The 25,300-nt window shown below is 67.3% G+C and carries 23 protein-coding genes and 1 pseudogene; 15 read left to right on the top strand and 9 right to left on the bottom strand.

Features of this window, described 5'->3' with window-relative positions; translation table 11 throughout:
- The first annotated feature begins 65 nt into the window (after positions 1–65).
- The 13 genes and pseudogenes from IFE19_RS17280 to IFE19_RS17220 all read left to right on the top strand — a co-directional run bounded on the left by IFE19_RS17280 (position 66) and on the right by IFE19_RS17220 (position 11,019).
- Positions 66–1,055 carry a glycosyltransferase family 9 protein gene (locus IFE19_RS17280; protein WP_207824483.1) on the top strand — a complete coding sequence of 330 codons (990 nt, stop codon included), beginning with the start codon at positions 66–68 and terminating at the stop codon, positions 1,053–1,055.
- Entirely contained in the window at positions 1,052–2,005 is a 954-nt protein-coding gene (locus tag IFE19_RS17275) for a glycosyltransferase family 9 protein (protein WP_207824481.1), read from the top strand. The genes IFE19_RS17280 and IFE19_RS17275 overlap by 4 nt, the downstream gene beginning before the upstream one ends.
- 126 nt (positions 2,006–2,131) lie before the next feature.
- A complete protein-coding gene (gene infC, locus IFE19_RS17270; protein WP_207824480.1) occupies positions 2,132–2,653 on the top strand; it encodes a translation initiation factor IF-3 in 522 nt (173 codons plus the stop codon).
- Positions 2,654–2,739: 86 nt separating this feature from the next.
- Complete coding sequence (locus IFE19_RS17265; RefSeq protein WP_207824478.1) at positions 2,740–4,017, top strand: MFS transporter; 1,278 nt, start codon at positions 2,740–2,742, stop codon at positions 4,015–4,017.
- Between the two features lie 173 nt (positions 4,018–4,190).
- Entirely contained in the window at positions 4,191–4,388 is a 198-nt protein-coding gene (gene rpmI / locus IFE19_RS17260) for a 50S ribosomal protein L35 (protein ID WP_003166435.1), read from the top strand.
- A gap of 111 nt (positions 4,389–4,499) precedes the next feature.
- The gene (rplT, locus tag IFE19_RS17255) at positions 4,500–4,856 is read left to right on the top strand and encodes a 50S ribosomal protein L20 (protein ID WP_207824476.1); all 357 of its coding nucleotides are present in this window, start codon (positions 4,500–4,502) and stop codon (positions 4,854–4,856) included.
- A gap of 186 nt (positions 4,857–5,042) precedes the next feature.
- A complete protein-coding gene (locus tag IFE19_RS17250) occupies positions 5,043–5,246 on the top strand; it encodes a dodecin family protein (protein WP_207824474.1) in 204 nt (67 codons plus the stop codon).
- Positions 5,247–5,315: 69 nt separating this feature from the next.
- Entirely contained in the window at positions 5,316–6,392 is a 1,077-nt protein-coding gene (gene pheS, locus IFE19_RS17245) for a phenylalanine--tRNA ligase subunit alpha (RefSeq protein WP_207824472.1), read from the top strand.
- 1 nt (position 6,393) lies between these two features.
- Complete coding sequence (locus IFE19_RS17240) at positions 6,394–6,783, top strand: hypothetical protein (RefSeq protein ID WP_207824470.1); 390 nt, start codon at positions 6,394–6,396, stop codon at positions 6,781–6,783.
- 11 nt (positions 6,784–6,794) lie between these two features.
- Positions 6,795–7,199: a hypothetical protein gene (locus IFE19_RS17235; RefSeq protein WP_207824468.1), complete on the top strand. Its 405-nt coding sequence runs from the start codon at positions 6,795–6,797 to the stop codon at positions 7,197–7,199.
- The gene (pheT, locus tag IFE19_RS17230; RefSeq protein ID WP_207824466.1) at positions 7,196–9,604 is read left to right on the top strand and encodes a phenylalanine--tRNA ligase subunit beta; all 2,409 of its coding nucleotides are present in this window, start codon (positions 7,196–7,198) and stop codon (positions 9,602–9,604) included. The genes IFE19_RS17235 and pheT overlap by 4 nt, the downstream gene beginning before the upstream one ends.
- A 2-nt stretch (positions 9,605–9,606) precedes the next feature.
- Positions 9,607–10,158: a TIGR00645 family protein gene (locus IFE19_RS17225; RefSeq protein ID WP_207824464.1), complete on the top strand. Its 552-nt coding sequence runs from the start codon at positions 9,607–9,609 to the stop codon at positions 10,156–10,158.
- A 238-nt stretch (positions 10,159–10,396) separates the two neighbouring features.
- Positions 10,397–11,019, top strand: a pseudogene (locus IFE19_RS17220) (EipA family protein).
- Positions 11,020–11,486: 467 nt separating this feature from the next.
- Here the strand turns inward: IFE19_RS17220 and IFE19_RS17215 are convergent.
- Together IFE19_RS17215 and IFE19_RS17210 are read right to left on the bottom strand one after the other, a co-directional pair.
- Positions 11,487–12,707, bottom strand: a complete 1,221-nt coding sequence (locus IFE19_RS17215; RefSeq protein WP_225910324.1) for a S1C family serine protease — start codon at positions 12,705–12,707, stop codon at positions 11,487–11,489.
- An 82-nt stretch (positions 12,708–12,789) separates the two neighbouring features.
- Positions 12,790–13,980: an acyl-CoA dehydrogenase gene (locus IFE19_RS17210; protein ID WP_207824463.1), complete on the bottom strand. Its 1,191-nt coding sequence runs from the start codon at positions 13,978–13,980 to the stop codon at positions 12,790–12,792.
- A 152-nt stretch (positions 13,981–14,132) separates the two neighbouring features.
- Here IFE19_RS17210 and IFE19_RS17205 point away from each other — a divergent pair, with 152 nt between their 5' ends.
- Positions 14,133–14,399, top strand: coding sequence for a DUF6356 family protein (locus IFE19_RS17205; protein WP_207824461.1), 267 nt, complete (start codon positions 14,133–14,135; stop codon positions 14,397–14,399).
- Between the two features lie 7 nt (positions 14,400–14,406).
- On the opposite strand, the gene IFE19_RS17200 is transcribed toward IFE19_RS17205, so the two are convergent.
- Positions 14,407–14,874 (bottom strand): hypothetical protein, encoded by a 468-nt coding sequence (locus IFE19_RS17200; RefSeq protein ID WP_207824459.1) that lies wholly within the window; start codon positions 14,872–14,874, stop codon positions 14,407–14,409.
- 73 nt (positions 14,875–14,947) lie between these two features.
- On the opposite strand from IFE19_RS17200, the gene IFE19_RS17195 reads away from it, so the two are divergent.
- Positions 14,948–16,141 (top strand): CaiB/BaiF CoA transferase family protein, encoded by a 1,194-nt coding sequence (locus IFE19_RS17195; RefSeq protein ID WP_207824457.1) that lies wholly within the window; start codon positions 14,948–14,950, stop codon positions 16,139–16,141.
- Here IFE19_RS17195 and IFE19_RS17190 read toward each other — a convergent pair.
- The 6 genes from IFE19_RS17190 to IFE19_RS17165 form a co-directional block, all read right to left on the bottom strand.
- On the bottom strand, positions 16,125–16,562 hold the full coding sequence (locus IFE19_RS17190; protein ID WP_207824455.1) for a putative signal transducing protein: 438 nt from the start codon (positions 16,560–16,562) through the stop codon (positions 16,125–16,127). The two genes, IFE19_RS17195 and IFE19_RS17190, sit on opposite strands and share 17 nt — an antisense overlap.
- A gap of 85 nt (positions 16,563–16,647) precedes the next feature.
- Positions 16,648–18,141 (bottom strand): 2-oxoglutarate dehydrogenase complex dihydrolipoyllysine-residue succinyltransferase, encoded by a 1,494-nt coding sequence (gene odhB / locus IFE19_RS17185; RefSeq protein WP_207824454.1) that lies wholly within the window; start codon positions 18,139–18,141, stop codon positions 16,648–16,650.
- 56 nt (positions 18,142–18,197) lie between these two features.
- Entirely contained in the window at positions 18,198–21,236 is a 3,039-nt protein-coding gene (locus IFE19_RS17180; RefSeq protein ID WP_207824452.1) for a 2-oxoglutarate dehydrogenase E1 component, read from the bottom strand.
- A 324-nt stretch (positions 21,237–21,560) separates the two neighbouring features.
- The gene (gene sucD, locus IFE19_RS17175) at positions 21,561–22,463 is read right to left on the bottom strand and encodes a succinate--CoA ligase subunit alpha (protein ID WP_105562795.1); all 903 of its coding nucleotides are present in this window, start codon (positions 22,461–22,463) and stop codon (positions 21,561–21,563) included.
- Between the two features lie 57 nt (positions 22,464–22,520).
- The gene (sucC, locus tag IFE19_RS17170) at positions 22,521–23,711 is read right to left on the bottom strand and encodes an ADP-forming succinate--CoA ligase subunit beta (protein WP_207824449.1); all 1,191 of its coding nucleotides are present in this window, start codon (positions 23,709–23,711) and stop codon (positions 22,521–22,523) included.
- Between the two features lie 133 nt (positions 23,712–23,844).
- Positions 23,845–25,212 (bottom strand): spinster family MFS transporter, encoded by a 1,368-nt coding sequence (locus IFE19_RS17165; protein ID WP_207824448.1) that lies wholly within the window; start codon positions 25,210–25,212, stop codon positions 23,845–23,847.
- Positions 25,213–25,300: the final 88 nt, after the last annotated feature.

Raw genomic sequence — 25,300 nt, 5'->3', positions numbered from 1 at the left:
CTCTCTCGCGCAACGCTCCCTGGACTGGTAACGAAAAAACCTCAGGGAAGTGAAGGCTGATCCGCGTGTCCGACAACCAGCAAGCATCCGCGTCCGGCGCCCGGGTGCTGTTCATCAGCCCCAACCGTATCGGCGACAGCGTCATCGCCTCGGGCGTGGTGCGCGAGATCAACCGCCAGTGGCCCGGCGCCCGGATCACCGTCGCCGCCGGCGGCCCTCCCGCGCCCTTCTTCCGCGCCGCCCCCGGCGTCGAGCGGATCATCGTCGTCAACAAGGGCAAGTGGGCCTCGCACTGGTTCCGTCTGTGGGCTGAGGTGGTGAAGCAGCCGTGGGACGTGGTCATCGACACGCGCGGTTCGGCCCTGGGCTGGCTGATCCGGGCCGGGACGCGCCGCATCTATAATCGCGGCTGGGAAACCGGCGTCCCCAAGGTCGAGGTGGTGTCGCGCCTGATGCAGGCCCCGCATTCGCTGGAGCCCGAGCACTACATCGACGGTCGCGCCCGCGCCGAGGCGGCCGCCGTCATCGACCCGCAACTGGCCGACGGCGCCGGCCCCGGGCCGATCATCGCCCTGGCGCCCATCGCCCACCAGAAGGGCAAGAGCTGGCCTGCCGACCGCTGGGGCGCCCTGGTCGAGAAGCTGAAGGCCGAGTCCCGCTTCGACGGCTGGCGCTTCATGCTGGTCGGCGGCCCTGGCGACCACCCGCCCGCAGCCCCGGCCCTGTCGGCCGCTGGCGACCGGGGTATCGATTTTGTCGGCAAGGGCGACATCCTGGCCTCGGCCGCCGCCATCAGCCGTTCCGCCCTGTTCGTCGGCAACGACTCCGGTCTGATGCATGTGGCCGCCGCTGCGGGAACGCCGACACTGGGCCTGTTCGGGCCGACGGAATGGTGGCTGTACGGACCGCGCGGCCCGAAAACCCGCACCGTCGCCTCCAACAACACGCGCGGCCAGTTCGCACCCATCGAGGACCTGACGGTGGAGGCGGTCTTTGCGGCGACGCTGGATCTCTACGACGCCTATGTCGCTCAGCCGTCGGACGCCTCGGCATGAGCGGATCAGCGCCGCAGGTCCTGTTCGTCACCTCCGACCGGATCGGCGACTGCGTCATGTCCTCCGGCGCGATCCGTGAAATCGGACGCCAGGTTCCGGGAGCCGAAATCACCGTGGCCTGTGGCCCGACGGCGGCGGCCCTGTTCCGCGCCGCGCCCGGCGTGGTCAAGGTCATCCCCTGGCCCAAGCAGAAGGCGGCCGGTCACTGGCGCGCCCTGTGGCGGGCGACGGTCGGCACGCGCTGGGCCATGGCGGTCGATGTGCGCGGTTCGGGCCTGGCCTATCTGCTGCGCGCGGGCGAGCGCCGCATCTACAACCGCTCCTGGGAGACCGGTCTGGCCAAGGTCGAGACCTTCTCGCGCATGATGAAGGCCCAAGCGGTCATGGAACCCGAGATCTTCCTCGACGATCAGGCCCGTTCCCAGGCGGCGGCGATCATCGGCGAGGATCCGGCGCCCATCCTGGCCCTGGCGCCCATCTCGACGGCGGCGGACCGCAGCTGGCCCTCCGACCGCTGGGCCGCCCTGGTCGAACGACTGAAGGCCGAGCCCCGTTTCGACGGCTGGCGCTTCATGCTGGTCGGCGGCCCGGGCGATCACCCGGCGGCCGCCCCCGCCCTGATGGCGGCGGGCCTTCGCGGGATCGACTGCGTGGGTCGCGGCGACATCCTGGCCTCGGCAGCGGCCATCGCCCGCGCGCGCCTGTTCGTCGGCAATGATTCCGGCCTGATGCACGTGGCCGCTGCAACCGGAACGCCGACGCTTGGCCTCTTCGGTCCCAGCGAGTGGTGGCACAAGGCGCCCTGGGGGCCGAAGGGCCGGGTTCTGGCCTCTAGCCCGGCACGCGGCGAGTTCAGACCGATTACGGAATTGACCGTCGACCAGACGGTCGCGGCGGTCCTGGCGCTGCACGACGCTTTCATCAGCGGCGCAAACCCCGACCAGCCTTGAATTTCAGGGGCTCTATCGTCATATTCCGCCCGCCGGGAACGCGCCGCTCTGTCGCGCGCTGATCCCTGCGAGATTTATCGACCTCTTATCTGACCACATAAGGAAACGACGCCCATTCGCCGTCCCATGCAAGCGCCGCCCGTCAAGGACGGGCCGCCCATCAACCAGGAAATCCGCGCCACCCGCGTTCTGCTGATCGATCAGAACGGCGAAAAGCAGGGCGTCATGCCCCTGTCCGCCGCCCTGGAAGCCGCCGAAGAGGCCGGCCTGGATCTGGTCCAGATCGTCGGCAACGCCGAGACGCCTGTCTGCAAGATCCTGGACTACGGCAAGCATCGTTTCCAGGAGCAGAAGAAGAAAGCCGAGGCGCGCAAACGCCAGAAGGTCGTCGAGCTCAAGGAAATCAAACTCCGCCCGAACATCGACACCCATGACTATGAGGTGAAGGCCAAGGCCATGCACCGCTTCTTCGACGAAGGGGACAAGGTCAAGGTGACGCTGCGCTTCCGTGGTCGTGAAATGGCGCACCCGGAACTGGGCATGAAGCTGCTCAACAAGGTGCAGGCCGATTTCGACGAAGTCGCCAAGGTCGAATACGCGCCGCGTATGGAAGGCCGCCAGATGATCATGATCCTGGCGCCGCGCTGATCGCACCTCGATCGACAGATCAGGAACGCCCCGGCCGCATGGCCGGGGCGTTTGCTTTTGCGCCCTGACCCGGTAGGCGAAGCACCATGAGGTCTCCGATCATCCCTGCTCGCGCCGCCGGCACGCCGACCCTGGCGGTCTTGTTCGCCGTGGTCTTCATCAACCTGGTCGGGTTCGGCCTGGTGGTGCCCCTGCTGCCCTTCTTCGCTCGAAGCCTCCAGGCCGAGCCGTGGCAGATCACCCTGTTGTTCTCGGCCTATTCCCTTGGTCAGTTCTTCGCCGAGCCCTTCTGGGGGCGCCTGTCCGACCGGATCGGACGCAAGCCGGTTCTGCTGGCCACCCTGGCGGCCAATGCGGCCGGTTACCTGCTGCTGGCCTTCGCGCCCAATATCTGGGCGGCGGTGCTGGTGCGGCTGTTCACCGGCCTGGGGGCGGGCAATATCTCGACGGTGCAGGGCTATATCGCTGACGTCACTCCGCCGGAACGTCGCGCCGGACGCATGGGCCTGATCGGCGCCGCCTTCGGCCTGGGCTTCATCGTCGGACCGGGCATGGGCGGCCTCTTGGCGCAGCCGCAGATGGGCCATGTGGGTTACCAGCTGCCGATCTTCGCGGCCTCCGGCGCAGCTGTGCTGGCGGCCCTGGGCGTTATCTTTTTCCTGCGGGAAAGCCGGGCCAGGGCCGATCCGGCGGCGCCACGCCCCGCCTTTCTGTCGGGTCTGCATTTCGCGCGCGCCGATGCCGTGGTGTCTCGGGTTCTGATAGTCAGTCTGATCTATCTGGCCGGCTTCTCGGCCATGGAAAGCGCCTTTGGCCTGTGGGCCGAGAACCGCTACGCCTGGACGGCGCGCGAAGTCGGGTTGAGTTTCATGATCGTCGGGCTGGTCTCGGCCGTGAATCAGGGCTTGCTGGCTGGGCGACTGGCGAGACGTTTCGGCGAGGCCCGAGTTCTAGCGGCCGGCATGCTGTTGTTCGGCGCCTCCCTGGTCCTGCAGGTCATAGCGCCCCCGGCCTGGTTCCCGGCCGGGCGGATCGATCTGGGTCTGTTCGTGGTTCCGGTGTCATCCGGCTGGATCATTCCTGTCGTCATGGGCATCGGCGCCTGCGGAATGTCCCTGGCCATGCCCAATATCTCGGCTCTGATCAGTCGGGCGTCGCCGCCGGACCGGCAGGGCGCCATGCTGGGACTGAACATGGCGGCAGGGTCCATGGCGCGCATCTTCGGTCCCATGGTCGCTGGCGTCCTCTATTCTGCCGCAGGGGCGGACTGGCCCTTTCTGGTCGGCGCGGCGCTGACGGTTCCGGCGGCGGTCATGGCGATCAACGCCGGGCGCGCGGCCCGTCGCCGGGCCACCGAGGCCTGAGTCCATTTGCACGGACTCTTCTTGCCTCCAGCCCCCGATTGGCGTAGAAGCCGCGCCTTCGCGTACCGGACCGCCGGGCGAACAGGCATGCCTGGGCGGTTCGTCAACGGACGATCGAACCTGGGGCTCTCGCAGCCCGAAGGACGCCCGTCCCTCAATTAAGAGAGAGAAAAATGCCGAAGCTGAAGACGAAGTCGGGCGCCAAGAAGCGCTTCAAATTCACGGCCACGGGCAAGGTCAAGGCTGGCGTCGCCGGCAAGCGCCACCGCCTGATCAGCCACAACTCGAAGTACATCCGCCAGAACCGCGGCACTTCGGTCATGGCTGACGCCGACGCCAAGAAGATCAAGTCCTACATGCCGTACGCCTGATCGGCGCGCTGCATCACTGATCATCCTGTCACACTGAATTTGAACGACAGTCCCTCGAGCAGCGAGACCCCGCGGGTCGAGCGCTAGGGACTTCCCGAAGGAAATAAAAACATGGCTCGCGTTACTCGGGGCGTTACGTCCCACGCCAAGCACAAGAAGGTTCTGAAGCAGGCCAAGGGCTTCTACGGCCGCCGCAAGAATACGATCCGCACGGCCAAGGCCGCCGTCGACCGCGCCGGCCAGTACGCCTACCGCGACCGTCGCAACAAGAAGCGTTCGTTCCGCGCCCTGTGGATCCAGCGCATCAACGCTGCTGCTCGCGTCGAAGGCTTCACCTACTCGCAGTTCATCCATGGCCTCGACAAGGCCGGCATCGAACTGGACCGCAAGGTCCTAGCCGCCATCGCCGCTGACGAAGCCGGCTTCAAGGCCATCGCCGACAAGGTGCGCGCCGCCCTGGCCGCCTAAGTCTCGCGATCACGCTCAAGCAGCGAGGCTCCGAGAGCCGAGCGCGAGCGCAAAAGAGAAACAACGCCCGCCCCGATCGCCGGGGCGGGCGTTTTTCATGGCCGGGCCTGACCTTTTCGTCCGGTCAAGCGTTGGGGTTCGACAGCCGGTTCGAATGGCGACCCGGCGGCTGAGGAGGCTTTGCCGATGTCCATCGCCCGCGTCACCGAAATCACTGCTTCATCCACCGTCAGCTTCGACGACGCCATCGCCCAGGGCATCGCCCGCGCCGACAAGACCCTGCGTCACGTCGAAGGCGCCTGGATCCAGGAACAGAAGGTCGTGGTCCGCGACGGCAAGGTCGCCGAGTATCGGGTCAACATGAAGATCAGTTTCGTCCTGGCGGATTAGGGGCCGACAGAGCCTGATCGACGCTGAAGGCTTTGCGTGACGGCCGTGTCGGGCTAGACGCTGCGGACCATGACCGATCTCGCCCAGCTAGAACTCGACCTGATCAACGCCATCGGAGCGGCCTCCAGCGTCGCTGCGATCGAGGAGGTGCGCGTCGCCGCCCTCGGCAAGACGGGGACCGTCTCGGCCCTTCTCAAGGGGATGGGCGCGCTCAGCCCCGACGAACGCCGCGAACAGGGGCCGGTCATCAACGGCCTGCGCGATCGCGTGACCGCCGCGATCACCGCCAAGAAGGCCGAACTGGAGGCCGCCGAGCTGGACGCCCGCCTGCTGGCCGAGCGGGTCGATCTGACCCTGCCCGGGCGCCCGCGCCGCAAGGGCGGGGTGCACCCGACCATGCAGGTCATGGACGAGATGATCGCCATCTTCGCCGAGATGGGCTTCGCCGTGGCCGAGGGTCCGGACATCGAGGACGATTTCCACAACTTCACGGCCCTGAACTTCCCGCCCAAACACCCGGCGCGGGAAATGCACGACACCTTCTTCCTGAAGCCCGACCCGGCAACGGGCGAGCGCAAGGTGCTGCGCACCCACACCAGCCCGGTGCAGGTCCGCACCATGATGTCGCAGAAGCCGCCGATCCGCATCATCGCGCCCGGCCGCACCTTCCGTAAGGATTCGGACGCCACCCACACGCCGATGTTCCACCAGATCGAGGGTCTGGTGATCGACCGCGACATCCACATGGGTCATCTGAAGACGACGCTGGAAACCTTCATCGCCCGCTTCTTCGAGCTGGACGACGTCAACGCCCGCTTCCGTCCGCACCACTTCCCCTTCACCGAACCCTCGGCCGAGATGGACATCCGCTGTGACCGCTCGGGCGGCAAGCTGACCTTGAACGAGGGGGAGGACTGGCTGGAAATTCTGGGCTGCGGCATGGTCCACCCGAACGTGCTGCGCAACGCAGGCATCGACCCGGACGAATATCAGGGCTTCGCCTTCGGCATGGGCGTCGATCGCCTGGCCATGCTGAAATACGGCGTCTCCGATCTACGCCCCATGTTCGAGGCCGATACGCGCTGGCTGGCGCACTACGGCTTCTCCGCCTTCGCCGCGCCGAACCCGGCCTCGGGACTGTCCTGACATGAGCCTGCTTCCGATCAATCGCCCTGTCGCCCTGGCCACGGATTTCGGCGCGACCGTGTTCGAAAATCTCGACCTGTCGCTCCATGACGTCTTTTCCCATGCGGCGCGCAACGGCACGCCGATGATCCATGGCCGCACTTTCCGAGGCTGTCGCATCCAGGGCCCGGCGATCGCCCTGGTGTCCAGCGGCGTGACCTTCGACGACACCAATTTCGGGGACAGCCGCGGCGACATCCGCAATCTCGTCCTCAGGCCGGTTGGCGACAAGGCGGTCGGCACAGTCCCCTTGCGCGACTGCATCTTCATCGGCTGCGAATTCTACGGCGTCGGCTTCACCGGGACGGATGAGTTCATCGCCCAGGTCATCGCCCTGCCGAACTCCCTCTGAGATCAAGTTCCATGACAGACGCCCTCGCCCCCATCACCCTGCCCGCGCTCGGCCCCGGCCCTGAGTACAAGAGCCTCGCCGTTTGGCTGCCCCAGCTTTTCATGGAGACCGTGAGAGCCGGGTCGCGCACCATCGAGGGCCGCACCTTCGTCGACTGCCTGATCGAAGGTCCCGCCGTGCTCCTGGCGGTGGAAGGCTGCCACTTCGACGACTGCAATCTGGGGGACGCCGACGGCGACCCGCGGACGCTCATGCTGGCCCCCCAGGCGCCGCGCCAGGTCGTCGGTCCCATTCCCTTCCGGAACTGCCGCTTCATCGGCTGTCAGTTCCTCGGCGTCGGTTTCACCGGCAGCCCCGAATTCCTCGCCAGCATGACCCAGGCCCTGACGTCGCCGCAAACCGAGGCGGGCCAATGAAGTTCACGCTTTCCTGGCTGAAGGAACACCTCGACACCACGGCCGAGGTCGAACAGGTCGCCGCCGCCATGACCATGGCCGGGCTGGAGGTCGAGGAGGTTCACGACCCCATCGCCGCCCTGGCCCCCTTCACGGTCGCCAGGATCGTATCGGCCGAACGTCACCCCAACGCCGACCGGCTACAGGTCTGCCAGGTGGACACCGTGGACGGACGCAAGGAGATCGTCTGCGGCGCCCCGAACGCACGGCCGGGCCTGACCACCATCTACGCCCCGATCGGCGCCTATGTGCCGGGCCTTGGCGTGACCCTGGTCGAGAAGCCGGTGCGCGGCGTCGTGTCTCACGGCATGCTGTGCTCGGGCGCGGAACTGGAACTGGCGGATGACAGCGACGGCATTCTGGAGCTGAGCGACGACCTGCAGATCGGCGCCCCCGCCGCCGGGGTCTTCGGCGCCGAGCCGGTGATCGACTTCGAGGTGACGCCCAACCGGCCCGACTGGCTGGGCGTGGCGGGCATCGCCCGCGACCTGGCCGCCACGGGCCTGGGCCAGCTGACGACACCGGAAATCAAGCCGGTCGCGGGCGGCTTCACCTCGCCGATCACGGTGCGGATCGACACGCCGGACCTGTGCCCGATCTTCGCCGGGCGCGTCATTCGGGGCGTGCAGAACGGCCCGTCGCCGGCCTGGCTGCAGCACCGCCTGACGGCTGTCGGCCTGCGTTCGATCAACAGGTTGGTCGATATCACCAACCTGATCTCCTACGATCGCGCCCGCCCGCTGCACGTCTATGACCTGGCCAAGCTGTCGGGACAGACGATCGTCGTGCGCGCCGGTCTGGTCGCGGCTGATACCGGCGAGCACGAGCACCTGATCGCTCTGGACGGCAAGACCTACGCCGCCTCGCCCTCCGACTGCGTCATCGCCGACGCCGAGGGCGAGCGCCCCATCGGCCTGGGCGGCGTCATGGGCGGCGAGTCGACCGGCTGTTCGGACGAGACGGTCGACGTCTTCGTCGAGAGCGCCTGGTTCGCCCCCCTGGTCATCGCCCAGACGGGCCGGAGCCTTGGCATCAGCTCAGACGCCCAGTACCGTTTCGCGCGCGGCGTGGACACGGCCTCGGTCGTGCCGGGCCTGGAACTGGCGACCCGGTTGATCCTCGACCTGTGCGGCGGCGAGCCGTCGGAAGTCGTGGTGACTGGTCAGGCCCCGGCCGCGCCGGAGGGCTTCGCCTTTGATCCCGCCTATGTGAAACGCCTGTCGGGCCTCAGCCTGACCGAAGACCGCATCTTTGAGATCCTGACCGCCCTGGGCTTCACCGTCATGCGCGGTTCACCCTGGACCGTGGTGCCGCCGTCGTGGCGCCGCGACGTCGAAGGGCCGGCCGATCTGGTCGAGGAAGTGGCGCGCATCGAGGGCTTCGACGCCCTGCCGCACACCCCCCTGCCCGAAGTCGCCCGCGCTCCCGGCGGCGTGCTGAACCCGCGTCAGGCCCGCGTCCGCACGGCCCGTCGCGCCCTGGCCGCCCTGGGCTACGCCGAGGCCGTGACCTGGTCCTTCACCAAGCAGTCCACCGCCGCCCTGTTCGGCGGCGGCGACGAGCGTCTGGTGCTGGAGAACCCCATCGCGGCGGACCTCGACTGCATGCGGCCGTCGATCCTGCCCAACCTGATCCAGGCGGCGGCGCGCAACGCCGCGCGCGGCCATGCCGACGCCGCCCTGTTCGAGGTCGGCCCCGTCTATCTGAATGATCAGCCGGACGGCCAGCGCACCGTCATCGCCGGTCTGATCGCACCCCACCCCGACCGCCACTGGGGCGGCGCTGGCGAGGACGCCCTGTTCGGTCTCAAGGGCGACCTGTTCGCCCTGCTGGAAGAGATCGGCGCGCCCGTCGCCTCGCTGCAACTGGCGCAGGGCTCCAATCAAGGCTGGTGGCACCCCGGCCGTTCGGCCCGCCTGCAACTGGGGCCCAAGAACGTCATCGTCGAGTTCGGGGCCCTGCACCCGCGCGTGCTCAAGGCCCTGGACGCCGACGGTCCCATGCTGGCCTTCGAGATCATTCTCGATTCCGTGCCGGAACCGCGTGGAAAAGGCGGCAAGGCGCGTGGCGCGGCGGACCTGCCGAACCTGATGCCGCTGTCGCGCGACTTCGCCTTCCTGCTGGACGAGGCCAAGGCCGTGGGCGATCTGACCCGCGCGGTCGTCGGGGCCGACAAGGCCCTGATCGCCGAGGTCCGCGTCTTTGACGTCTATCGCGGCCAAGGCGTGCCGGAAGGGCAGAAGTCGGTCGCCCTGGAAGTCGAGATCCAGCCGCGCGCCGCCACCCTGACCGAGGCCGAGATCGAGGCCCTGACCGCCAAGGTCGTCGCCGCCGCCGCCAAGGCCGGCGCGGTCCTGCGGAGCTGATCATGGCTGAGAAGAAGCCCTGGGCCGAGACGACCTTCGAGCGCAACCTGTTCCGCGCCCGCTGGCTGATGGCCCCCTTCTACCTGGGCCTGGTGGCGGCCCTGGTCATGCTGCTCGTCGTCTTCGTGCGCGAGCTGATCTACTACGTGCCCCAGGCCTTCATCATCGGCGAAGGCCATATGGGGTCCGATGGCGCCATCCTGGCCATCCTCAGCCTGGTGGACCTGTCGCTGGCGGGCAACCTGCTGCTGATCGTCCTCTATTCCGGCTACGAGAACTTCGTCTCCAAGCTGGATCTGGATGAGAATCATGTGGACCGGCCGCCGTGGATGGGCTCGGTCGACTTCTCGGGCCTGAAGATGAAGCTGATCGCCTCCATCGTGGCGATATCGGCCATCTATCTGCTCAAGAGCTTCATGAACATCGGCAAGCCCGGCCATCCCCTGGACGAGGCCGGCCTGATGTGGGCGGTCATCATCCACCTGACCTTCGTGGCCTCCGGGGTGCTGCTGGCGGTCATGGACTGGGTCGCGGCCAAGACGGACAAGCACTAGGGCTTCGCCCTAGTGTTTTCTTTTTCGGGCCTACCGCGCTTACGCGCTACTTGAGGCCCGTGGTGTAGGACGCCGCCCGTAAGAAGGTTGCTGACCAAGGCTTGATCGCGCGGGGCGACCTCGAATACGGCCAAGCAAGGTTCGGTTAACCTTAAAGCCCCAAGGCTGCCGCAAAAGACACGGACGGTAGGCCAAGCCCGCGATGATGGGCGCACCGTCCCCTGTCAGGAGCCTGACCATGCATCGCCGCCAACTGATCCGCACCAGCCTTGGCCTCGCCGCCGCCGGCGCCCTTCCTGCGGGCCTCGGCGCCTGCGCCTCGACGCGCCAGCCGACCGATCCCAACTACCCCATCGCATCGGATCAGAACGCTCAGGCCTATACCTTCGAGGAACTGGTCGCCGCCGGCTCGCGCGAAATGGGCATCGCCGCCGAAGCCATGGGCGCGGCCATCGAGCGCATCTTCGCCGAACAGGGCGACCGTCCGACCGCCTATATCGCCGGCGAGGAAGCCGCCGGCGCCGCCGCCATCGGCGTGCGCTACGGCCGCGGCGCCCTGCACATGAAGGACCTGTCCGCCTCCCAGGAAGTCTTCTGGCAGGGCATCTCGATCGGCTGGGATGTCGGCGGCAACGCCAGCCGGGTCTTCACCCTGGTCTACGGCCTCTACCACCCGGACATGCTCTATCGCCGCTATCCGGGGTCGAGGGCTCGGCCTATCTGGTCGCCGGCCTGGGCGTGAACTATCAGCGCGCCGACGGCATCGTCCTGGCTCCCATTCGCACCGGCGTCGGCCTGCGCCTGGGCGCCAATGTCGGCACCATGAGCTACAGCCGCCAGCGGAATATTCTTCCTTTCTAAGAAGGAAGAAGCGCTAACGCTCGCGACGCGGTCGCTCGCTGCTTGAGCGCAGCACCGCGTTGTTGGGCACGGCGGCGCCCTGAACAAAAAACCGTTCGTTTCGGACACGAAAAGAACGCCATTCGGCCCTTCGCTCGCCCGGAAGCCCCTTCAGAAAGGCATCATCGGCCCGTTGGAGTTCGGAAAAGTCCCGGATCCTGAACAGCCCCCCCAGCCCCCAGGATTTTTCCGCTAAAGGGCTTCGACGGGCCGATGCTTCCTCCAAGCGAGACGCCCGCGGCCGCCCCCCCCCCCTCCTGGCGACGCGGGCGTTTTGCTGTCCGGCGCCCGGCGGTTCGATCAGCCCGGCAGGCTGATCGTCGTGCGTTCGCCGTCGCGCACCACCGTCAGATCAATGGCGTTCCGACTCGCGCGAAGAATCGTGGCCAGGGCCGCCATATCGGTCACGCCCGCGCCGCCCGCCTCGATCACAACATCCCCGCCTGAAGCCCCGCGGCCGCGGCCGTCGATCCGCCTTCGACCACGGTGATCTGCGCGCCTGCGCCTTCGCCGCTGCTGCGGAAGGTCAGGCCCCGGGCCATGGCGGCGATGCGGCCGACACGCACCGCCTCGACCTCGGCGGGTTGGACCGTCAGGCTGGCGGTCGCCTCGCGACCGTCGCGCAGATAGACCACCGGCAGGGTCGCGCCGGGCCGGGCGATGCCGACCGTGGCCTGGATGGACCCGGCATTGGCCACGGGACGGTTCTGGAGGCGCGTGATGACATCGCCAGGCCGCAGACCCGCCCGCTCCGCCGAGGAGCCAGGCGCAGCGTCATAGACCACGGCCCCGCGCACGATGCTGAGCCCCATCTCGCGCGCCCGCTCGGCCGTCAGAGACCCGACCGCGACGCCGATCTGACCACGTTTGACCTCGCCGGTGGCGCGCAGCTGATCGACCACGAACATCATGATCCGCGTCGGCACGGCGAAGGCGATGCCGTCGTTGCCCCCGCCCATGCCGCCGGACAGGATGGCGGTGTTGATGCCGATCAGGCGCCCCCGGCTGTCCAGCAACGGCCCGCCCGAATTGCCGGAGTTCACCGCCGCGTCGGTCTGGATATAGTCCTCGATGGCGTCGCCCATGCCCGAGCGATTCAGGCCCGAAATCACGCCCATGGTCAGGGTCTGGTCCAGACCCAGGGGATAGCCGACCGCGAAGGCCAGGTCGCCTGTACGCAGAGTGTCGGAATCGACCGTCTGGACCTGGGACAGGCCCGCCCCTTCGATCTTCAGCACGGCGATGTCGGTCGCCTTGTCAGCGCCGATCAGGGTGGCGTCGAACAGGCGGCCGTCGATCAGGTCGACCGTGAACTTCTGGCCGTTTTCGATGACGTGATGATTGGTGACGATGATGCCGTTGGCGGCGTCGATGATGACGCCCGACCCGCCCTGGGCGGGTTTGGGATCGCCGTCTGAACTGGGTCCACGCGACTGGCCCAGGGTCGTGACCTGGACCACGGCCGGCAAGGAAGCGTCGAGACCCGAGGCGAAGGTGAAGACCCCGCGTCGCGCATCATAGGGCAGGCCCTGCACGCCCGGGGTCTGCGCCGAGACGGCGGCTGCGGTGGCCGCAGCGACAGGCGCGGCGAAGGCCAGGGTCAGAACAAGAGCGGCGCCGGTCGAGGCCAGCAGGGTGTGTCGCGTCATAGAGGGTCCCTTCGCAGACGCGCAGCCTAGCGCGAGAAACCCTCCGTGACGACAGCCTCGACCGTCACAATAGACGTGAGCCCTAGAAGGCGCTCTCACCGGTGATGGCGCGGCCCAGGATGAGGGCGTGGACGTCGTGGGCGCCTTCATAGGTGTTGACGGTTTCCAGGTTCATGGCGTGGCGCATGACGTGCAGTTCGCCGGTGATGCCGGCGCCGCCGTGCATGTCGCGGGCCTCGCGCGCGACCGCCAGGGCCTTGCCGCAGTTGTTGCGCTTCATCAGGCTGATGGCCTCCGGCACCCAGGCGCCGGTGTCGAGCAGACGGCCCAGGGCGTAGGCGCCCTCGAAGCCGAGGAAGATCTCGGTCTGCATGTCGGCCAGCTTCTTCTGCACCAGCTGGCGCGACGACAGGGGACGGCCGAACAGCATCCGCTCGCCGACATAGTCGCGGCTGGCGTGGAAGCAGAACTCGGCTGCGCCCATAGCCCCCCAGGCGATGCCGAAGCGCGCCTTGTTCAGGCAGCTGAACGGCCCGCGCAAACCCTGGACGCCGGGCAGGATGTTGGCCTCCGGCACGAAGACGTCGTTCAGGCCGATGTCGCCGGTGATCGAGGCGCGCAGGCTCAGCTTGTCGCCAATCTTGTCCGTGGTGAAGCCGTCGAAGTCGCGCTCGACGATGAAGCCGCGGATCTTGTCATCCAGCTTGGCCCAGACGATGGCCAGGTCGCTGATCGGGCTATTGGTGATCCAGTACTTGGCGCCGTTCAGGCGATAGCCGCCCTCGACCTTGACAGCCCGGGTCTTCATCGAGGCCGGGTCCGACCCGCCGTCGGCCTCGGTCAGACCGAAGCAGCCGACCAGTTCGCCCGCGGCCATCTTCGGCAGGAACTTCATCTTCTGCTCTTCCGAGCCGAAGGCGTAAATCGGGTACATGGCCAGCGAAGACTGGACCGACATGGCCGAGCGATAACCGCTGTCGACGGCCTCGACCTCGCGCGCGATCAGGCCATAGGCGACGTGGCTGGCTTCCGAACCGCCGTACTGTTCCGGCAGCATGGCGCCGAGGAAGCCCATCTCGCCCATTTCGGTCATGATCGAGCGGTCAAACGTCTCATCACGGAAGGCCTCGACCACGCGCGGCAGCAGGGCTTCGCGGGCATAGGACCGCGCCGCGTCCTGGATCATCCGCTCGTCGTCCGTCAGGCGACCCCGCAGATCGAACGGGTCGTCCCAACGGAAGGTCTGTTGCGAAGCGTGCGAGCCGTCGGCCATGGCGTGTTTCCTGAGCAGTCGTGTGCGGAGTTCTGTGGTCGTCACGCACAATCTACGGGGCGTGACGATGCGACCCCTGTTCCGGCGGCGGGTTTAGGCCAAAATGCACAGTACGGGTAGAGGGAGGCGCGGAACCGCGTTAGGCTGAGGCCATGTCGAGCACGTTTTCACGTCTGTTCCGCGACCACCCGCGTGAGGTCAGCGAGACCTATATGGAGCACATGGCCGCCTCGTCGCGGTTCGGCTTCAAGCTGATCCGCCTGGCGGCCTGCGCCTTTACTCACGCCGTCGTACCGGGCGTGCACAAGAGCACGGTGTCCGACGCCATTCGCGGCATGGCCCGCGACATGGGCGGCCGCGCCGAGGAAGCCCGCGAATGCCGCATGCGCGACGCGGGGGTCTGGGACGTCGGCCTCTAGCCCTGCATCAGTCTGAATCGCCGATCCGGCGGTAGAAGCCGTCGATGTCCGACCCCAACCCGCAGAATCGACCGGCCGCGCCGCTGTCCTCGACGAACACGCCTTCTGGCCCCACCCGCACCTGGATGACCGGCGCGGTCGCCCCGATGTCGGCGGCGGTGATCACGTTCAGCTCGCCCTCGGACGGAACCAGACGCGCGGCGATGACGCCGTCCGCGTCCTGCGGGCCGAACGCCTGAAGCTCGCAGTCGGCGGCGGTCGCAGCGCCGTTCGGAACACCCCCGGCGCGGAAGGCGACACGCCAGACCGCCCCTTCCCTGGTCAGGGCCAGGCTTGCCCTGGCCGGCTCGTCGCGCTCGAACACGGCGTCGGGCGCTTTCGCCTTCATCGCCTTCGGGGACGCGCCGTCCGCCAGAGACGGTCCGGCAGCGGCGAGCCCCAGAGAAGCGGCGACGACAGTCGAAATGAAACGCATGGAAAACTCGCGAAAACCTGACCGCGCGACGGTTCAGCTTCTCCGCGTCGGCGTCAAGCGCTAAGCCTTGGCCATGACCCAGCTTCAAGGCCCCCTCTCCGGCGTTCGCGTCCTCGACCTCAGCCGCGTCCTGGCCGGCCCCTGGGCCACACAGACCCTGGCCGACCTGGGCGCCGAGGTCATCAAGATCGAGCGGCCGGGCGCGGGTGACGACACTCGCCACTGGGGCCCGCCCTTCACCACCACCACCGACGGGTCCAAGGGCGACGCCGCCTACTTCCTGTGCGCCAACCGGGGCAAGAAGTCGGTCGAACTGGACATCGCCAGCCCTGAGGGCGCCGAGGCCGTGCGCCGACTGGCGGCGACCTGCGACGTGGTGGTCGAGAACTTCAAGACCGGCGGACTGGCGAAATACGGCCTCGACTACGCGGGCCTGTCGGCGGTCAATCCGCGCCTCGTCTACTGCTCCATCACCGGCTTCGGTCAGGACGGGCCGGACGCGCACCGCGCCGGCTATGACTACATGATCCAGGCCATGGGCGGGCTGATGTCGATCACCGGCCAGCCGGACGGCGCACCAGGCGCGGAGCCGATGAAGGTCGGGGTGGCGGTCGTGGACCTATTCACCGGCCTCTACGCCTCCAACGCCATCCTGGCCGCCCTGTGGCACGCGCAGGCGACCGGCGAGGGCCAGCGGATCGACATCGCCCTGTTCGACGTCCAGGCGGCCATGCTGGCCAATCAGGCGACCAACTACTTCGTTTCCGGCAAGGCTCCGACACGGATGGGCAACGCCCACCCCAACCTGGCCCCCTATCAGCCCTTCCCCTGCTCGGATGGCATGGTGGTGATCGCGGTCGGCAACGATGGCCAGTTCCGCGCCCTGGCCAAGGCGCTGGGCGTCGAGCCCATGGGCGCCGACCCGCGCTTTGCGACCAACGCCCTCAGGGTCCAGCACCGGGCCGAACTGTCCCCCGCCTTGTCGGCCCTGACGGCCGGTTTCACCATGAAGGAGCTGATGGCGGCGCTGGAGGCGGCGGGGGTGCCCTGCGGGCCGGTCAACACCATCGATCAGGTGTTCGAGGAGCCGCAAGCGATCCACCGCGGCCTGACCGTCGAGCAGTCGCGCCCCGATCTGGCCGCGCCGATCCGCACCGTCGCCTCGCCCATCCGGCTGTCGAAGACCCCCGTCCGCTACGACGCCCCGCCGCCGAAGCTGGGGCAGGACACGGAGACGGTGCTGGCGATGCTCAATAGGACGGACTGAGAACGCCCGTCAGAGCCAGCATCAGGCTGACTGCGGCGACCACACCGATCAAAGCCACGCCGATCCAGTGCACGGGCCGGAGCCGTCGCGGCAGGCTAGTGCTGGCGAAACCGCCCGTGGCCGCCATGAACAGGGCCAGCCCCCGACCGACCGCGCGCGTCGTCGGCTTGCCTGGCGGCAGGTCGCCCGCGTCATCAGTCGCGAACTCGCCGGCCCGAACCCGCGCCAGCAGGTCGCGGGCCTGCTCCGCCTGATCGGCCCGCCCCATCAGCCGCAAGCCCAGCGCCCGCTGCATCAGAGGATCGACCGTGGTCTGGAACCGCTCGGTCACATCGACCTCGACCCCATGCGACGCCAGAAAAGCCGCCGCGAGGTCAGCCTCATAGACATCCTGAAAGCGGGCGATCTCGACCAGACTCATGCGCCGAGGCTAGCACGCCCGGCCCAATTGAAAACGGCGGGACCCTTTCGAGCCCCGCCGTCGTCAGTCTGTATTCGCCCTGACCTTACAGGTCCAGCAGGGCGCGCGCCGGGTCTTCCAGCAGTTCCTTGATGCGGACCAGGAAGGTCACGGCTTCCTTGCCGTCGACGATGCGGTGATCGTAGCTGAGGGCCAGGTACATCATCGGACGGATCTTGACCTCGCCGTTGATGGCCATCGGGCGCTGCACGATGTTGTGCATGCCCAGGATGCCCGACTGCGGCGCGTTCAGGATCGGCGTCGACATCAGCGAGCCATAGGTGCCGCCGTTGGTGATGGTGAAGGTGCCGCCCTGCATCTGGTCCATGGTCAGGGCGCCGTCACGGGCGGCCTTGCCCAGGGCGCCGATGCCCTTCTCGATGCCCGCCAGCGACAGGGTGTCAGCGTCGCGCAGGACCGGGACCACCAGACCCTTGTCGGTGCCGACGGCCACGCCGATGTCGTAGTGGTTCTTGTAGATGATGTCCGTGCCGTCGATCTCGGCGTTGACGGCCGGGATTTCGTGCAGGGCCTGAACCACGGCCTTGGTGAAGAAGGACATGAAGCCCAGCTTCACGCCGTGGCGCTTCTCGAACACTTCCTTGTACTGGGCGCGCAGGGCCATGACGTTGGTCATGTCCACCTCGTTGAAGGTGGTCAGCTGGGCGGCCGTGTTCTGGGATTCCTTCAGGCGACGGGCGATGGTCTGACGCAGGCGCGTCATCTTCACCCGCTCTTCGCGCGGCTGGTCGGCGCGAGGTGCGGCAGGCGCAGCAGCGGCCGGGGCAGCAACCGGAGCGGCGGCGCCGATGGCGGCGATGGCGTCCGCCTTGGTGATGTTGCCCTTCGGACCCGTGGCCGACAGCGAGGCCGGGTTGATGTTGTTTTCCGAAACCACGCGCTGGACGGCGGGCGACAGGTGGGCCGAGGCCGGAACCTGGGCCGAACCGGTGTTGGCCGGAGCCGCGGCGACCGGTGCGGCGGCCGGAGCCGCCACAGCGCCCGAGGCCGAAATGGAGCCGATGACCTGACCGGGGGTCACGGTCGAGCCGTTGTCGGCGGCGATGGTCAGGACGCCGGCGGCCGGGGCCGAGACTTCCACGGCCACCTTGTCGGTCTCGATCTCGACCAGCAGTTCATCCTTGGCGACGGCGTCGCCCGACTTCTTCAGCCAGGTTCCGATCGAGCCCTCGGCGACGCTCTCGCCCATGGTCGGGACGGCGATCTCGACCGAGACGCCGCCCGAAGCGGCCGGAGCGGCGGCGGGAGCCGCAGCAGCGGCGGGCGCGGCGGCCGGAGCCGAAGCGCCTTCGCTCACCGAACCCAGGACCGTGCCGGGAACGACCGTATCGCCCTCGGCGGCGTTGATCGCCGCCAGGACGCCGTCGGCCGGGGCCACGACTTCCAGCGAAACCTTGTCGGTTTCCAGCTCGACCAGGACTTCGTCCTTACGGACGGCGTCGCCGACCTTCTTGGTCCACTTGGCGATGGAGGCTTCGCTGACGGATTCACCGAGGGCGGGGGTGAGGATATCGGCCATGGTTCGGTCCAGTGTCTTTTTGTGTCTTGGCGTATCTATAGGTCAGGCGGGGCCGGTCAGGCCATGGCCTCGGCGAGGAAGGTCTCGAGTTCCTTCAGGTGGCGGCTCATCAGGCCGGCCGCCGTGGAGGCGGAGGCCGGACGCCCGACGTAACGCGCGCGCTTGGCCTTGATATCCATCTTCTCGAGGGTCAGTTCGATCCAGGGATCGACGAAGGTCCAGCCGCCCATGTTCTTGGGCTCTTCCTGACACCAGACCAGGTCGGCGTTGGGGAAGCGGGCCAGCTCGGCCGAGATCGACTTGATCGGCCACGGATAGAACTGTTCCAGACGCAGGATGTAGATGTCGTTGATCCCGGCCTTCTCGCGCGCGTCCAGCAGATCGTAATAGACCTTGCCCGAGCAGACGATGACCTTGCGGATCGCCTTGTCGGCGACCAGCGAAACGCCAGCCACTTCGGGACGCAGCTGGGCGTCGTCGCGCAGGACGCGGTGGAAGGACGAACCCTCGGCCATGTCGGCGATGGTCGAGACGGCCTTCTTGTGACGCAGCAGCGACTTGGGCGTCATCAGGATCAGCGGCTTGCGGAAGTCCCGGTGCATCTGGCGACGCAGGATGTGGAAGTAGTTGGCCGGGGTGGTGCAGTTGGCGACCTGCATGTTGTTCTCGGCGCACTGCTGCAGGAAGCGCTCGAGGCGGGCCGAGGAGTGTTCCGGGCCCTGACCTTCATAGCCGTGCGGCAGCAGCATGGTCAGGCCGCTCATGCGCAGCCACTTGCGTTCGCCGGAGCTGATGAACTGGTCGATGACCACCTGGGCGCCGTTGACGAAGTCGCCGAACTGGCCTTCCCACAGGACCAGGGTGTTCGGGTCGGCCAGGGAATAGCCGTACTCGAAGCCCAGCACCGCCTCTTCGGACAGGGCCGAGTCGATGACCTCGAAGTGGGCCTGGCCCTCGCTGAGGTGGTTCAGCGGGATGTAGCGCTGCTCGGTCGTCTGGTCGGTGATGCCCGAGTGACGCTGCGAGAAGGTGCCGCGCACCGAGTCCTGACCCGACAGGCGGACATTGTAGCCCTCCTCCAGCAGCGAGGCGAAGGCCAGGCTTTCGGCCGTGGCCCAGTCGATGTTCTGGCCGCTGTCGATGGCTTCGCGGCGGCCCTCGACGACGCGCTTCAGCGTCTTGTGGATGTCGACGTCGTTGGGGATCTGGGTCAGGCGGTGGCCATAGTCCCGCAGCTTTTCAGCCGGGACGGCGGTGTCGCCGCGCTGGGCCGCATCATCGGTCTTTTCGGCGCCCAGGCCCTGCCACTGGCCGTCCAGCCAGTCGGCCTTGTCGGCCTTGAAGATCTTGCCGGCCTCGAACTCGGCGTCGAGGAAGGCCTCGAAACGGGCGACCTCGGCGTCGACATCGGCCTGGGTCAGGACGCCCTCGGCGACCAGACGTTTGGCGTAGATCTCGCGCGTCGACGGCTGGGCGCGGATCTTCGAATACATCAGCGGCTGGGTGAAGGTGGGGTCGTCGCCTTCGTTGTGGCCGAAGCGGCGGTAGCAGAACATGTCCACCACCGCGTCCTTGTGGAACTTCTGACGGTATTCGGTCGCCACCTTGGCGGCGAAGACGACCGCTTCGGGGTCGTCGCCGTTGACGTGGAAGATCGGAGCCTGGACCATCAGCGCCACATCCGACGGATAGGGCGACGAGCGCGAGTTGCGCGGGCTGGTGGTGAAACCGATCTGGTTGTTGATGACGAAGTGCAGGGTGCCGCCGGTGCGGTAGCCCTTCAGCCCCATCAGGGCGAAGCATTCGGCCACCACGCCCTGCCCAGCGAAGGCGGCGTCGCCGTGGATCAACAGGGGCACGACCTTGGAACGGTCCAGCACCCACTCATTGTCCGGCTTGCCGATATTGACCTCGGCCTCGCGGATGTCGAAGGCCTGCTTGGCGCGCGCCTTGCCCAGGACGACCGGGTTGACGATTTCCAGGTGCGACGGGTTGGCCGTCAGCGACAGGTGGACCTTCTTGCCGTCGAACTCGCGGTCCGACGAGGCGCCCATGTGATACTTGACGTCGCCCGAGCCTTCGATGTCCGAGGGGACAGTCGAACCGCCCTGGAACTCGTGGAAGATGGCCTTGTAGGGCTTGCCCATGACGGCGGCGAGCGTGTTCAGGCGGCCGCGGTGGGCCATGCCGAAGACGATTTCATCAACGCCCAGGGCGCCGCCGCGCTTGATCACCTGCTCCAGGGCCGGGACCATGGCCTCGCCGCCGTCCAGACCGAAACGCTTGGTGCCGGGGAAGCGCTTGTGCAGGAAGCGCTCGAAGCCCTCGGCCTCGATCAGCTTGTGCAGGATGGCCAGCTTGCCTTCCTTGGTGAAGGCGTTCTGCTCGAACTTGTCCGGGCCTTCGAAGCGCTGCTGCAGCCAGGACTTCTCGTCCGGCTCGGCGATGTGCATGTACTGCACGCCGATGTTGCCGCAGTAGGTGCGCTTGAGGATCTCCAGCACCTGACGGATCGAGCCGGTCTGCAGGCCCAGGACGCCGTCCAGGAAGATCGGACGGTCCATGTCGGCGGCGCTGAAGCCGTAGAATTCGGGGGTCAGCTCGGGGTTTTCGATCGGCTGCTCGATGCCCAGCGGGTCCAGCGTCGCCTGCAGGTGGCCGCGCACGCGGTAGCTGCGGATCAGCATCAGGGCGCGGATCGAGTCATGGGCGGCGGCGCGCACGTCGGCGGCGGTCAGCGCGCCCGAGGCGTCAGCGGCCAAATTCCCAGAAGTGGGGGCGGCCGGGCGCGGGCCGGGCTTGCCGGCGGCGGCCTTGGGATCGACCTTGGGCGCGGGCCAGCGGCCGTCGAAGACGGCGGTGTCCTCGGTCGGCTCGGCGGGGCCCGAACGGCCCCAGGAACCGGCGGCGGCCGACTGCTTCACCAGGTCGGCGTTGTCCTTCAGCTGGTCGAAGAAGGTGCGCCATTCCCCCGGCACCGAGCCGGGGTCCGCGGCCCATTTTTCGTGCAGGTCCTCAATGAAGGCGGCGTTCGCGCCATAGAGGAAGCTGGTCTCGGCAAAGACCTGGTTCAGCTGACCTGCATCGTCCGCCATGTTTCTCTCGTCGTCCTACATTCCGGCCGCGCGCGCACGCCTGCGCGGTGAGCGGCGCCGCTCATATAGGCCGTGTTTCCTTACTGGTCATGACCGAAGCGGGGCGGACAGGGTGGAAATTGGTCGAATCCGCAAGAAAAAACGCCCCCGGACGATTCCGGGGGCGTTTCAAATGGTCACAGGGCGCGAAATTTCGCCCCGGAACATGGTTCGGTCGCACTCACCACCGGCGAAACGAAGAGGCCGCGTCGAAGGTGAGGCGGTGAACTCGCCCAAGCGGCGAGCGACCGCGTCGCGAGCGTAGCGACCCTGCTGAAAGGCCTCTTAGCCCTTCAGCACTTCCAGCAGCGTGTGGCCCAGGCGCGCCGGCGACGGCGAGACGCGGATGCCCGCGGCCTCCATGGCGGCGATCTTGGATTCCGCGTCGCCCTTGCCGCCCGAAACGATGGCGCCGGCGTGGCCCATGGTGCGGCCGGCCGGAGCCGTACGACCGGCGATGAAGCCGGCCATGGGCTTGGAGCGGCCCTTCTTGGCTTCGTCGATCAGGAATTGAGCGGCGTCTTCTTCGGCGCCGCCGCCGATTTCACCGATCATGATGATCGAGGTGGTTTCCGGGTCGGCCAGGAACATTTCCAGAACGTCGATGAACTCGGTGCCCTTGACCGGGTCGCCGCCGATGCCGACGGCCGTGGTCTGACCCAGGCCGGCGTTGGTGGTCTGGAACACGGCTTCATAGGTCAGGGTGCCCGAGCGCGAGACGACGCCAACCGAACCCTTGGAGAAGATGTTGCCCGGCATGATGCCGATCTTGCACTCGTTCGGGGTCAGGATGCCGGGGCAGTTCGGGCCCAGCAGGCGCGAGTTGGAACGGTCCAGGCGAGCCTTGACGCGCACCATGTCCAGCACCGGGATGCCTTCGGTGATGCAGGTGATGAAGGGGATCTCGGCCTCAATGGCCTCGATGATGGCGTCGGCGGCGCCTGCCGGCGGGACGTAGATGACCGTGGCGTCGGCGCCCGTGCGTTCCTTGGCTTCGGCGACCGAGCCGTAGATCGGCAGGGTTTCGCCGTGCGAGCCGGTCCAGTTGGTGCCGCCCTTGGTGGGGTGCACGCCGGCGACCATCTGGGTGCCGTGATAGGCCAGGGCCTGTTCGGTGTGGAAGCCGCCGGTCTTGCCGGTCAGGCCTTGCACGATGATCTTGGTGTCTTTGTTGACGAGAATGGACATGTGTCTGTGCTCTGAATTCTGGGTGTCAGCTGGGCGGTGGCGAGTAAGGCTGACGCCTTAGCCGACCGCCGCGACGATCTTCTGGGCGGCGTCGTCGAGATCGTCGGCCGCCTGGATGGTCAAGCCGCTCTCGTTCAGGATCTTCTTGCCCAGCTCGGCGTTGGTGCCTTCCAGACGCACCACCAGCGGCACCTTCAGGCCCACTTCCTTGACGGCCGCGACCACGCCTTCGGCGATAACGTCGCACTTCATGATGCCGCCGAAGATGTTGACCAGAATGCCCTGGACGGCCGGATCAGCGGTGATGATCTTGAAGGCCGCCGCGACCTTGTCCTTGCCGGCGCCGCCGCCGACGTCGCAGAAGTTGGCGGGCTCCTTGCCGTACAGCTTGATGATGTCCATGGTCGCCATGGCCAGGCCGGCGCCGTTGACCATGCAGCCGATGTTGCCGTCCAGGGCGACGTAGGCCAGATCCCATTCCGAGGCTTCGATTTCCTTGGCGTCTTCCTCGGTCTCGTCGCGCAGTTCCTTGATGTCGGGGTGACGGAACATGGCGTTGCCGTCGAACGACACCTTGGCGTCCAGAACGCGCAGGTGGCCGTTTTCCATGACGATCAGCGGGTTCACTTCCAGCATGGCCATGTCCTTCTCGACGAAGGCTTTGTACAGGGCCGGGAACAGCGACTTGCCGTCTTCACGAGCGTCGCCTTCCAGCTTCAGCGCGTCCGACAGGGTGGCGCAGTCGGCTTCGGTCACGCCGGTCGTCGGGTCGATGACGACGGTGATGATCTTTTCCGGGGTGTCGTGAGCGACAGCCTCGATGTCCATGCCGCCTTCGGTCGAGACGACGAAGGAGATGCGGCCGTAGGCGCGGTCGACCAGGATCGACAGGTAGAGCTCGCGCGAGATGTCGGCGCCGTCTTCGATATAGAGGCGGTTGACCTGCTTGCCGGCGTCCGTGGTCTGAGCGGTGACCAGGGTGTTGCCCAGCATTTCCTTGGCGTTCTTGACCACGTCCTCGATCGAGAAGGCCAGGCGCACGCCGCCCTTGGCGTCAGCCGGCAGTTCCTTGAACTTGCCCTTGCCGCGGCCGCCGGCGTGGATCTGCGACTTCACCACATAGAGCGGGCCAGGCAGTTGCTTGGCGGCGGCTTCGGCCTGGTCAGCCGAGGTGATGGCGACGCCTTCGGCGACCGGAGCGCCAAAGGCCTTGAGAACCTGCTTGGCCTGATACTCGTGAATGTTCATGTCTGATCCGCGCCGTTGGGAGGAGGGTTGTGGAAACTTTGGTCGCGCTTATAGGCGTCGCGCCTTCGCCTGCGCAACCGCCCCCCTCCTTATGGCCGTCAGAGCCTTTTCTTATGGCCCAAGCTGGACTGGATCAGTCGACCCAGTCCTTATTGAGCGTGCGCGAGGCGCCGAACAGCAGGGCCGAGGATAGCAGGTAGAAGCCCATGCCCGTATAGATGGCCCAGCGCAGGCTCTCCTCACCGAAGGTCGGGCGCAGCAGATCCGACATCCAGCCGAAGTAGTAGATGCCGACGGCGATCCCCAGCAGGTTGTTGATCAGCAGGAAGAGGGCCGAGGCTGTGGTGCGCATAGCCGGGGTTCCCAGATGCTGCACCGCCGCCGTGATCGGCCCCAGCCAGGTCAGGTTCAGGCCCGTCGGGATCAGGAAGATCAGGAAGGCCAGGGTCAGCGCCGCCGCCCCGTTCGGATTAGCGCCCGGCATGACCGCCCCGACCAGAGCGCCCGAGTTCATCGCCAGCAGGAAGCAGGGCACCGAGATCAGGAAGGCGATGGCGGGCGTCAGCGGATAGGCCCCCTTGGACTTCTTGCCCAGGCGGTCGGCCATGACCCCGCCCAGCCAGATGCCGGCCACACCGCCGACCATGACGATGGCCGAATAATACCAGGCCGTCTGCGACAGGCTCAGGCCGAAGCTGCGCATGAAGAAGCTGGGCAGCCAGGCAGCGACGCCGTAGCCGCACACCGAGGACGAGGCGGCGCCGAAGGCCAGCAGCCAGAAGCTCGGCTTGGGCGCCAGGGTCTTGAGCACTTCGCCGAAGGGCGGGGCCTTCTGCACGACCGGCGCGGCGGCGGGCGCGGCGGCGACCGGAGCGTCCAGACCGCCGCGCTTGGGGTCCTTGACCGTCAGACGCAGGATCGGCGCGACCAGGACACCCAGAACACCCACGACGATGAAGGCCGTGCGCCAGCCGTAGGTCGCCGCCAGCAGGCCGCCGACCAGGGTGCCCGCCGCCATGCCCAGCGGAATGCCGAAGGCATAGGCCGCCAGGGCCCGCGCGCGTTGCGACTTGGGGAAGTAGTCGGCGATCAGGGAATAGGCCGGCGCCACGCCGCCCGCCTCGCCGATGCCCACGCCCATGCGGCACAGGAACAACTGGCCGAAGCTGCCCGCCACGCCGCACAGGGCGGTGAAGCCGGACCAGACGGTCAGGGCCGCGGTCATGATCCACACCCGGCTGAACCGGTCGGCCAGCCAGGCGATCGGAATGGCGAGGGTCGAATAGAGCAGGGCGAAGGCCAGCCCGCCCAGCAGGCCGAACTGGCTGTCCGACAGGCCGAATTCGGCCTTCAGCGGCGCCGCCAGGATGCCGATGATCTGACGGTCCAGGAAGTTCAGCATGTAGATGAGGATCAGAATCCCCAACACGTAATAGCGATAACCGGGAGAGACGGCCTTCTCGACGGCCTCCTTGGGCGCTGCGGCCTCGGACGTGGTCATGGCGTGCCCCCCTCGGGCTTTTATCTGTTTGAGCGGACGGTAGCGGCGCCGTGCGACGACGCCAAAAGAAAAAGGGCGGCGGCTCACA

It is taken from the genome of Brevundimonas pondensis (assembly GCF_017487345.1).
Taxonomy (GTDB): Bacteria; Pseudomonadota; Alphaproteobacteria; order Caulobacterales; family Caulobacteraceae; genus Brevundimonas; species Brevundimonas pondensis.
Note: the sequence above shows the minus strand (reverse complement) of the source record. Positions and strands in the feature narration are given on the sequence as shown.

Bases quoted from the DNA above. Each gene is read 5' to 3' on its own strand.
- IFE19_RS17275 (WP_207824481.1), top strand. From the start codon at position 1,052: ATGAGCGGATCAGCGCCGCAGGTCCTGTTCGTCACCTCCGACCGGATC.
- infC (WP_207824480.1), top strand. From the start codon at position 2,132: ATGCAAGCGCCGCCCGTCAAGGACGGGCCGCCCATCAACCAGGAAATC.
- IFE19_RS17265 (WP_207824478.1), top strand. From the start codon at position 2,740: ATGAGGTCTCCGATCATCCCTGCTCGCGCCGCCGGCACGCCGACCCTG.
- rpmI (WP_003166435.1), top strand. From the start codon at position 4,191: ATGCCGAAGCTGAAGACGAAGTCGGGCGCCAAGAAGCGCTTCAAATTC.
- rplT (WP_207824476.1), top strand. From the start codon at position 4,500: ATGGCTCGCGTTACTCGGGGCGTTACGTCCCACGCCAAGCACAAGAAG.
- IFE19_RS17250 (WP_207824474.1), top strand. From the start codon at position 5,043: ATGTCCATCGCCCGCGTCACCGAAATCACTGCTTCATCCACCGTCAGC.
- pheS (WP_207824472.1), top strand. From the start codon at position 5,316: ATGACCGATCTCGCCCAGCTAGAACTCGACCTGATCAACGCCATCGGA.
- IFE19_RS17240 (WP_207824470.1), top strand. From the start codon at position 6,394: ATGAGCCTGCTTCCGATCAATCGCCCTGTCGCCCTGGCCACGGATTTC.
- IFE19_RS17235 (WP_207824468.1), top strand. From the start codon at position 6,795: ATGACAGACGCCCTCGCCCCCATCACCCTGCCCGCGCTCGGCCCCGGC.
- pheT (WP_207824466.1), top strand. From the start codon at position 7,196: ATGAAGTTCACGCTTTCCTGGCTGAAGGAACACCTCGACACCACGGCC.
- IFE19_RS17225 (WP_207824464.1), top strand. From the start codon at position 9,607: ATGGCTGAGAAGAAGCCCTGGGCCGAGACGACCTTCGAGCGCAACCTG.
- IFE19_RS17215 (WP_225910324.1), bottom strand. From the start codon at position 12,707: ATGACGCGACACACCCTGCTGGCCTCGACCGGCGCCGCTCTTGTTCTG.
- IFE19_RS17210 (WP_207824463.1), bottom strand. From the start codon at position 13,980: ATGGCCGACGGCTCGCACGCTTCGCAACAGACCTTCCGTTGGGACGAC.
- IFE19_RS17205 (WP_207824461.1), top strand. From the start codon at position 14,133: ATGTCGAGCACGTTTTCACGTCTGTTCCGCGACCACCCGCGTGAGGTC.
- IFE19_RS17200 (WP_207824459.1), bottom strand. From the start codon at position 14,874: ATGCGTTTCATTTCGACTGTCGTCGCCGCTTCTCTGGGGCTCGCCGCT.
- IFE19_RS17195 (WP_207824457.1), top strand. From the start codon at position 14,948: ATGACCCAGCTTCAAGGCCCCCTCTCCGGCGTTCGCGTCCTCGACCTC.
- IFE19_RS17190 (WP_207824455.1), bottom strand. From the start codon at position 16,562: ATGAGTCTGGTCGAGATCGCCCGCTTTCAGGATGTCTATGAGGCTGAC.
- odhB (WP_207824454.1), bottom strand. From the start codon at position 18,141: ATGGCCGATATCCTCACCCCCGCCCTCGGTGAATCCGTCAGCGAAGCC.
- IFE19_RS17180 (WP_207824452.1), bottom strand. From the start codon at position 21,236: ATGGCGGACGATGCAGGTCAGCTGAACCAGGTCTTTGCCGAGACCAGC.
- sucD (WP_105562795.1), bottom strand. From the start codon at position 22,463: ATGTCCATTCTCGTCAACAAAGACACCAAGATCATCGTGCAAGGCCTG.
- sucC (WP_207824449.1), bottom strand. From the start codon at position 23,711: ATGAACATTCACGAGTATCAGGCCAAGCAGGTTCTCAAGGCCTTTGGC.
- IFE19_RS17165 (WP_207824448.1), bottom strand. From the start codon at position 25,212: ATGACCACGTCCGAGGCCGCAGCGCCCAAGGAGGCCGTCGAGAAGGCC.